The sequence below is a fragment of the Arthrobacter sp. Hiyo1 genome (assembly GCF_001263615.2).
Classification (GTDB): Bacteria; Actinomycetota; Actinomycetes; order Actinomycetales; family Micrococcaceae; genus Arthrobacter.
Genome location: NZ_DF952469.1, coordinates 781,092 through 789,843 on the forward strand (window position 1 = coordinate 781,092; position 8,752 = coordinate 789,843).

At 65.3% G+C, this 8,752-nt stretch carries 4 protein-coding genes and 2 pseudogenes; all 6 read right to left on the reverse strand.

Translation table 11 applies throughout. From position 1 onward, the window contains the following. Positions 1–193: 193 nt before the first annotated feature. A pseudogene (locus tag AHiyo1_RS07905) lies at positions 194–3,216 on the reverse strand (alpha-mannosidase). Between the two features lie 194 nt (positions 3,217–3,410). Further along, positions 3,411–4,309: pseudogene (gene fdhD, locus AHiyo1_RS07910) on the reverse strand (formate dehydrogenase accessory sulfurtransferase FdhD). Between the two features lies 1 nt (position 4,310). Further along, on the reverse strand, positions 4,311–6,647 hold the full coding sequence (locus AHiyo1_RS07915) for an FdhF/YdeP family oxidoreductase (RefSeq protein ID WP_059388191.1): 2,337 nt from the start codon (positions 6,645–6,647) through the stop codon (positions 4,311–4,313). Between the two features lie 7 nt (positions 6,648–6,654). After that, the gene (locus tag AHiyo1_RS07920) at positions 6,655–8,034 is read right to left on the reverse strand and encodes a molybdopterin molybdotransferase MoeA (protein ID WP_059388192.1); all 1,380 of its coding nucleotides are present in this window, start codon (positions 8,032–8,034) and stop codon (positions 6,655–6,657) included. Further along, positions 8,031–8,318, reverse strand: a complete 288-nt coding sequence (locus tag AHiyo1_RS26385) for a DUF6457 domain-containing protein (RefSeq protein ID WP_059388193.1) — start codon at positions 8,316–8,318, stop codon at positions 8,031–8,033. Before AHiyo1_RS26385 ends, AHiyo1_RS07920 begins: the two co-directional genes overlap by 4 nt. 31 nt (positions 8,319–8,349) lie before the next feature. After that, a partial coding sequence (gene mobA / locus AHiyo1_RS26390; RefSeq protein ID WP_253257208.1) for a molybdenum cofactor guanylyltransferase occupies positions 8,350–8,752 on the reverse strand: 403 nt, incomplete at its 5' end.

Sequence of the window (8,752 nt, forward strand, 5' to 3'; positions counted from 1 at the left end):
CTGATCCCCACCGCCACCCTCGCCTCGCAAGTCCCCACCGGCTCCCAGCCTTCGCAAGCTCAGGCAGGGACCTCGCCGGTGTGGCCCCACGGCCAGGGAACCCTGGGGGCGTGGGCCCAGCATTTGTTGTCGTTTTGGGCCTCCAAAACGACATTAACTGGGAGTCAGTTGGGTGGGCCGGGCACGCAACCGCCTAGCGGCTGAAACGCAAGGTCACCAGCTGGAACGGGCGCAGGGTCAGTTCGGCAGCTCCCACTCCGGGCTTCACTCCGGGAGCCTCAACGGGACGTTCCAACAGGTCCACGGATTGCACCATCCGGGATTCGAAGTTGGCTGTGATGAGGCCCGTGGAGCGTTCTCCCAGAGATTCGTAAAGCCGCACGATGACGTCTCCGGAGCCGTCCTCGGCAAGCTTGACGGCTTCGATGACCAGCGCTTGGTTGAACACCGTTAAAAGCGGCTCAACGGGGTTCGCCCCTGCCAGCAACCTCGGTTTGAGGTTGGTCCGATAGCCTTCTTCGACGGCCCCGCCGATGCTGGCGCCGGGCCGGATGCTCAGATCCAGGACGTGAACCAAGGTCGGCTTGGGGGTCCGGGAACTTGGGCGCCCGCAGCAGTGACACACGCACATTGGTGGTGGTCCCGCCGTCGTCACGGATGGTCCGGGTGACGTCGTGCCCGTAACTTGAGGCATTGGAGATTGCGACTCCGTAACCCGGCTCCGCCACGTGGATCCAGCGGTGGGCGCAGAATTCGAACTTGGCGGCTTCCCAGGACGTGTTCGTGTGCGTAGCCCGGAAGACATGCCCGAATTGGGTCTCCGAGGCGGAACGGTCCGCACGGACATCCAGCGGGAAACCGATCTTGAGCAGTTTCTCGTGTTCCTGCCAGTCCACCGTGGTGGAAATGCCGAGGGATTCCGCGCCCGCTTCGAGGGAAATGCGCTGCGTGATGGTGGAGGAGCCCACCGTCCGCTCCACCACGACGACGACGTCCCAGCCCGCGCGTTCCAGCGTCACCGATCGCGCGTCGACCACCGGGACGACGTTCCGGCGATAGAACTCGTCGATGTCCCAGGCATCCCATTCGTTCGGCGTATCCCGGTGGAGTTCAAGGTGGTTGCCGAACGTCCCGGACGCAATGGCTTCCCGGCCCGTTGCGTAATCGGAGAGGGAGGTCAGCAATCCATTGGCGTCCAGCACCGCCCGGATGATGCCGTTGTCCAAAACATAACCGCCGGCGCGCTCTGTGACACTGACTGGACTATCCGAGTGGACCGGTTCGGCAGCCGCGAGCGCCGGAACACCATTGCGCTCGTGCGGCGCGGCATTGAGCAGGAACGTGGTGTCTCCCTCGCCCAGAACGGCGGACGCGGCCCCCGCAATGATGCCTTCGAGCTCCCGGGCGATCGCGGCATAGTTCCGCTCCGCATCCTGGTGGACCCACGCGATGGAACTGCCCGGCAGGATGTCGTGGAACTGCTGCAGGAGTACAAGCCGCCACATCCGCTTGAGGTCCGCCGCGGGATAGGTGAACGAACCCGCAGTCCGTACTGCCGCCGTCGAGCACCAAAGCTCGGCCTCGCGCAGCAGGTGTTCCGAGCGGCGGTTGCCTTGTTTGGTATTGGCCTGGCTCGTGTACGTCCCCCTGTGCAGCTCAAGGTACATCTCCCCTACCCAGACTGGGAGGTTGTGGTACTCGGCCTCGGCCTGGGTGAAGAACTCCTTCGCGGTTCCCATGCGCACCTTCGGCGAGCCTTCGAGGTCCGCCGTCCGGTGGGCGGCGGCAACCATTTCGCGCGTGGGTCCGCCACCGCCGTCGCCGTAACCGAAGGGGACCAGCGAAATGGTGCCGCGGCCATGCTCCCGGTAGTTGCGCTGGGCATGGGCCAGTTCGCGGCCGTGGAGCTCGGAGTTGTAAGTGTCCACGGGCGGGAAGTGGGTGAAAAGCCGCGTGCCGTCGATGCCCTCCCAGTTGAAGGTGTGGTGCGGCATCTTGTTGACTTGGTTCCAGGAGATCTTCTGGGTCAGGAACCACCGGGAACCAGCGGACTTGACGATCTGGGGGAGGGCCCCGGAATATCCGAAGGAGTCAGGCAGCCAGGCCTCCTGGCAGTCGATCCCGAACTCCTGCAGGAAGAAGCTCTTGCCCTCGACGAATTGGCGGGCCATTGCCTCGCCACCGGGCATATTGGTGTCGGATTCCACCCACATGCCGCCAACCGGCACGAATTGCCCGGCCTTCACCTTCTCCCGGATCCGGATGAACAGCTCAGGATAGAACTCCTTCATCCATGCCAATTGCTGCGCCGAGGAGCAGGAGAAGACGAAATCGGGGTTCTCATCCATGAGGGCCACAACGTTGGAGAACGTGCGGGCGCATTTGCGGATGGTTTCCCGGACCGGCCATAGCCAGGCCGAGTCAATATGGGCGTGGCCAGTGGCCAGAAGTTCGTGGGCCGAGGCGTAAGCGGGCCGGCTCAAGACCTCGGCGAGGGCTTCCCTGCCGGCGGCTGCGGTACCGGCAACATCGTCCGGGTCCATGATGTCCAGCATGCGCTCGAAGGCGCGGAGGATCTCATGCCGCCGCGGCAGTTCGAAGGGCAGTTCGTGCATCAGCCCGCTAAGGGTCCAGATGTCCTGGTGGAGCTCCCAGACCACCTCGTTGAGTTCGGCGATGGCTATGCGTCCGAGCCGGTAGCGGGGCTCGTCTCCGGAGGTGGACTTGTCCCCCAGGGGGGTTGCCGCGAAGCTCCACCCCTGGCTGAGATCCGGATTGGCCGCGGCTTCCACGTAGAAGTCCACCGAGAGTCCGCCCCCCAGAAGCTTTAACGGGACATGCTGGTTGCGCGGAGAGATGGCCTTGATGATGGTGCCGTCCGGGCGCCAGGCAATGCCCTCGCACTGGAATCCGGGTGCGTCGATGCTGAACCCGAGATCGACGACGATCTCCACCGTGGTGCCATCGGCGACTCCCCACCTCCGGGACCTCGCCCCGAAGCCGCAGCCACTTGGTGCTCCAGGCCTTGCCCCACGCGGCACCGTGTTCCTGGGGCTCAAAGACCTGGCGGAGTGCTTCCGAGACCGGAACCGGCTCCCCCGGGGCATCCCAGCTGCTCAGTTCAAGAGGCAGCGCACGGCCATAGATGGCGGGAGCTATCCGCTCCCGGACAAAACGTTCGAGCCGCTTCTCAGTGATCCGGCGGTCGTCGTGCAATTGAAGTCCCCTTTGGCGGTGGGCTGGTTGATTGCTTCCTTACCGTTATGAGCAGCCTAGTAGGCAGGTCACTGTCCGGAGGAACCAGATTCCATTCGATGGATAAAATCTACGTCTTTCCCGAACAATAGCCAAGTGATTGGCGGCTATCCCTGCAGGTCCCTATTCCCCACCGGCTCCCAGCCTTCGCAAGCTCAGGCCGGGGCCCTCGCCGGCGTGGGCCCCCCACCGGTTCCCGCCGGAACTCCGACCCGGTCGCTGCCCGCGTAGACGTTCAAGCTGGTCCCCCGGCTGAAGCCCACCAGCGTCAGGCCGGTCTCCTGTGCGAGCTCCACTGCGAGGCTGGAGGGTGCGCTGACGGCGGCCAGGACCGGGATCCCTGCGAGCGCCGCCTTCTGGACCAGCTCGAAGGATGCCCTCCCGGAGACCTGAAGGACGGTGCCGCGCAGGGGCAGCATTCCTTCGCGCAGCGCCCAGCCCACCACTTTGTCCACCGCATTGTGCCTCCCCACGTCTTCCCGCAGGCACAGCAGCTCGACAGCACCGTCGTCGTGGATCCGGAAGAGTCCGGCGGCGTGTACTCCCCCGGTTTTGTCGAAGACGCCTGTGCTTCACGGAGACGGTCAGGCAGCGCGGCCAGAACCTCCACCGGGACATTCAGGGGGTCGTCCGCGGGGCTGAAGTGTGAGGATTTACGCACTGCCTCGATGGAGTCGGTGCCGCAGATCCCGCACGAGCTGGAGGTGTAGACGTTGCGCCCGGTCTCCGGCAGGACGACGTCGGGACGCAACTGGGCTTCCACCACGTTGAAGGTCTGAACGCCGTTCTCGTCCTCGCCGGCACAGAAGCGCAGGGAAATGAGCTGGGCCGGGTCCCAAATGACACCCTCGGAGACCAGGAAGCCCGCCACGAGGTCGAAGTCGTCGCCAGGGGTCCGCATGGTCACCGAGAAGGACATGTGCCCCAAACGCACCTCGAGCGGTTCCTCGACGGCCAGGAAGTCCTCGCGGTAGCGGACCGGGTGCTCCAGGGCCTGGGCGGAGCCGTCCAGGACGAATTTGTGCACCTTGCGGCGCTGGGTCACCCGTCCCATCTCAGCTACCCACCTTCCCGGCGGGTTCCGCATGCCCGGCGGCTTCCCCGTGTCTGACGAACCGCACCGTCATGGCCTTGTAGCCGGGGGTATTGGATTCACGGGCAACGAGCTCCCGGTGGACCAGGGCGTTGGCCTCGGGGAAGTACGCGGCGGCGCAACCCTTGGCCGTTGGGTAGGCAACCAGCCGGAACTTGTCCGCCCGGCGCTCCGTTCCGCGGAAAGTGGAGATGACGTCCACCATGTCCCTGTCTTCGAAGCCGAGTTCGCCGAGATCGTCCTCGTGGACCAGGATCACGCGGCGGCCTTCGGAAATGCCCCTGTATCGGTCGTCGAGCCCGTAAAACGTGGTGTTGTACTGGTCATGGCTGCGGACTGTCTGCAGGATCAGGTGGCCGGCAGGGGCTTCGAGGTACTCCAGTGGGCTCACGGTGAATCGTGCCTTGCCGATGTCCGTGGCGAACGTGCGGGTGTCGCGTGGCGGGTTCGGCAGCACGAAGCCGTTCTTGGTCCGCACCCGCGCGTTGAAGTCCTCGAAGCCGGGGATCACCCTGGAGATGTGGTCGCGAATGACGTCGTAGTCTTCGGCCATGGCCCGCCAATCAACGGGGTGGTTGTCCCCGAGGACCGCCTGCGCCATGCGTGCGACGATGACGGGTTCGCTAAGCAAATGCTCCGAGATCGGAGTCAACCGGCCCTGCGTGGAGTGGATGACGGACATGGAGTCTTCAACGGAGAGGATCTGCCGGCCGCCCGGGTGTTTGTCGTCGGTGTCCGTGCGGCCCAGGGTGGGCAGGATCAGGGAGGTCTTGCCGTGTACAACATGGGCGCGGTTGGGCTTGGTGGAGATGTGGACCGTCAGCCCGGCTTTCTTGAGCCCTTCCTCCAGTGCGACGGTGTCCGAACCTGCCGCGGCGAAGTTGCCGCCCATGGAAACGAAGACGTCCACCTCGCCCTTCTCCAAGGCGTGCTGGGTTTCCACGGAGTCGTATCCGTGGACCCGCGGTGTGGTGAATCCAAACTCTTTGTCCAAGGCTGCCAGGAAGCCTTCGGACGGTTTCTCCCAGATGCCCATCGTGCGGTCGCCCTGTACGTTGGAGTGGCCGCGCACGGGGCAGGCGCCGGCACCGCGTTTGCCGAAGTTCCCCTGCAAGAGCAGCAGGTTGATGATTTCCCGCAAGGTGTCCACGGAGTGGGGCTGCTGGGTGAGGCCCAGCGCCCAGCAAATGATGGTGCCCTTTGAGGCGGCGAGCATGCCGGCCACCTTGGTGATTTCGATGCGGCTCAGGCCCGTGGCGCGTTCCGTCTCTGCCCAGTCCAGGGTAGCCCGGGCTTCGGCGTAGGCCTCGAAACCGTCGGTCTGCGCCTCGATGAAGGCGCGATCAACCACGGTTCCAGGCTTCCGCTTCTCCTCCTCCAACAGGAGATGGCCCAGCGCTTGGAACAAGGCAAGGTCGCCACCCACCTTGATCTGGAGGAATTCATCGGCGATGTCCGTGCCGCCGCCTACCACGCCGTTGAGCGACTGGGGGTCCTTGAAGTTCAGGAGCCCGGCTTCCGGCAATGGATTGACGGCTACGACCTTGCCGCCGTTGTTCTTGCAATCACGCAGGGCTGAGAGCATGCGCGGATGGTTCGTGCCGGGGTTCTGCCCCACAACGAACACCAACTGAGCTTCATGGATGTCTTCCAGGGAGACAGTGCCCTTGCCGATGCCGATGGTCGGGTTGAGGGCGCTTCCGGAAGACTCGTGGCACATGTTCGAACAATCGGGCAGGTTGTTCGTGCCCAGGCTGCGGGCGAACAGCTGGTACATGAAGGCTGTCTCGTTGGCCGTGCGCCCCGAGGTGTAAAAAACGCAACGGTCCGGCGTGGTGGCATTCACGTGCTCGCCGATCAGGGCGAAAGCATCCGTCCAGCTGATCGGCGAATAGTGCGTCTCGCCAGGGCGGATGACGACAGGCTCGGCAATGCGGCCTTGGCTGCCGAGCCAGTATTCGGTCTTGTCCCCAAGCTCGGCCAGGGAGTGCCGGGCCCAGAACTCCGCGTCGACCACGCGTGTGGTGCTCTCCTCGGCGATTGCCTTGGCCCCGTTTTCGCAGAACTCGGCGGGACTGCGTTTGCCCGTGATGGACTCCGGCCAGGCGCAGCCGGGACAATCGAAACCGTCCCGCTGGTTGACGCGGAGCATTGACTTGACGGTCCGGCTGACACCCGCTTGGGACCAGCCCCGTTCCAATGCCACGGTGACAGCTTTGACGCCCGCCGCGGAGCGCTTGGGTGGGTGGATCTGGAGGTCATCTTCATTGATGTCCTGCTCGGGAGCATGCCTGTTCATGTCCCCATCATTGCAAGGCCTGACTCTCTAATCCACCCGCGTCCATCCCGCACCTGAAACTCTCAGCCGTCAGGGCGCTCCAGTCCACCGGACCGGACGAAACCTTCCGTGCTGGCTTGGCAGGAGTCTTCTTGGCCTTGTCCTCCGGTGGCTTCGGCCGGGGAAGCGGCGGCCCCCACGGCAATGGAAAAGCTGGCACTGCCTCTCCAAGTTGTACGCCGTGCGGCGGCACCACCATGATTCCGTCCGCACTGGCGAGGCCGCGCATCATCCCGGGCCCCGCGTGCTGGGCCGGCGACGCCAAGCCGTACACAAACCTGAAGGGAAACAAGCGCGTGCGCCCAGGATCGGCGTCGAGCATTGCACCGCAAGGAACCTCGCCCACCTCGGGCAGTGTTCCGTGACCCAGACCCGCGAGGAGCGGCGCGCCGATCGTGAAGAGGACCATCATGGCCGCGAGCGGATTGCCTGGGAGGCCCAGCACGAAGCGACCGTCCGGCAACTCGGCCAAAACGCCGGGATGTCCCGGACGCATCGCAATTCCATCAATCAGCAAGCGGCCACCCAGCTCCGCAATGGCCCGACGGAAGTGGTCCGTCCCCGAACGGCCGGTACCCCCGGTGGTGATGACGACGTCGGCGGGTGGCGCGTCCGGCGACAGCTCACCTTCCTCAAGGGCCGAGAGCCACTCGTCATAGGAGTCGCCCACCTTGATTTGCTCGCCGCGGGTCCCGCCAAGGAGCTCGACGACGGCGCCAAGCTGGGGACCGAAAGTATCCCTCACGCGCCCGGGGGCCGGGACACCCGCGGTCACCACCTCGGCGCCGGTCAGCACCATTTTCACGAGGGGCTTGCCCAGGACGTCCAGTTCATCACGTCCGGCCAGGGCGGCCAGGGCGAGATGGGCCGGGTTCAGGACGACGCCTGATTTGATCAGCAGCTCGCCCGCCGCGGCTTCCTCTCCCGCGTCGCGGATGTGTTGCCCGTTGCGCGGTTCGCCGGGCTTCGCGTTCCCGCCGAGCGCGAGCAGTGGTAAGCCGTCTTCGTCCGTGGTCAGGACCCCGCTCTCCCTCCGCAGAACGGCCTTGGCCCCGGGCGGGATCAGGCCACCCGTGGCGATCGGGCTGGCTTGGTGCGGTGCCAGCCGATGGCCGGGTTCGGCGAGGATCCATGGACCGCTGCCGTTGACTGCCCAGCCATCCATCGCCGAGGACGCGTAGTGCGGCAGGTCCTGCAAGGCGTGGACATCCGAGGCCAGGGTCCTGCCGATGGCGTCCTTCAGGGCAACGGCTGCGGCGGGAATGGGCGTGGCGCTATCGAAGGCAAGTTGCCGCGCCTCGGCCCACAAGTGGTCGGCATGCTGGACATGCCCGGGGGCTTCCGTCATCCGGCGTCGGTTCCGGGGTTCGTATAGTCCTTCGCGAGCGTGCGTGCAAGGCCCAGGGCTGCATCCATCGACGCTGCCTGGGTGGCTTGTCCCGAGCCCGCGGCAAGCCCGGCCGCAAAGCCCGCAATGAAGGTTGTCAAAGGAGCCGCCGGCCGGACCACCGAATGGGCTGCAACGCCCGCCAGGGACAGGATCTCGTTGATGTCGATCTCGACGTCGTCCAACTCATACGCTTGCAGCAGGCTCCTGCACCATTCCTCGAGCGTTTCTTCCTGGCTCTTCACGATCCGCCTCCACTGTCCGGTACAGCTGTTGTCACGGCAGGTCGCCGTCCACTCCAAGCGCCGCGGCGTCATCCCAGGTATCCACGTCATCGGTGGACCCTGCGGGGACAGGCACGGCCAGCAGATCAAGCCTAGCAAGCAGGCGGAAAACCGCGGCGTTGACCAGGCCGCGTTCTTCTCCGGCAGCTTGCACTTCGCGCTGCAAAGCAGATACGCGGTAGATCCCGAGCAGCGGCTGCTTCCTACCGTCGCCGGATACGGACATGGCCCCGTCCGTGTCCTGGTGGCCTGCAACTTCCCGGAGCAGGACCGGAACCGCGGCGGAGGCCAGGGGCATATCGCAGGCCAGGACGAGAACCCAGGGCGCGTGCTTCGTGGACGGCTCCTCGCCGTCTTGCGTTTCGCCTCCGTGCCCCAGGGCGAGGAGTCCGGCG

Bases quoted from the DNA above. Each gene is read 5' to 3' on its own strand.
- AHiyo1_RS07920 (WP_059388192.1), bottom strand. From the start codon at position 8,034: ATGACGGAAGCCCCCGGGCATGTCCAGCATGCCGACCACTTGTGGGCC.
- AHiyo1_RS07915 (WP_059388191.1), bottom strand. From the start codon at position 6,647: ATGAACAGGCATGCTCCCGAGCAGGACATCAATGAAGATGACCTCCAG.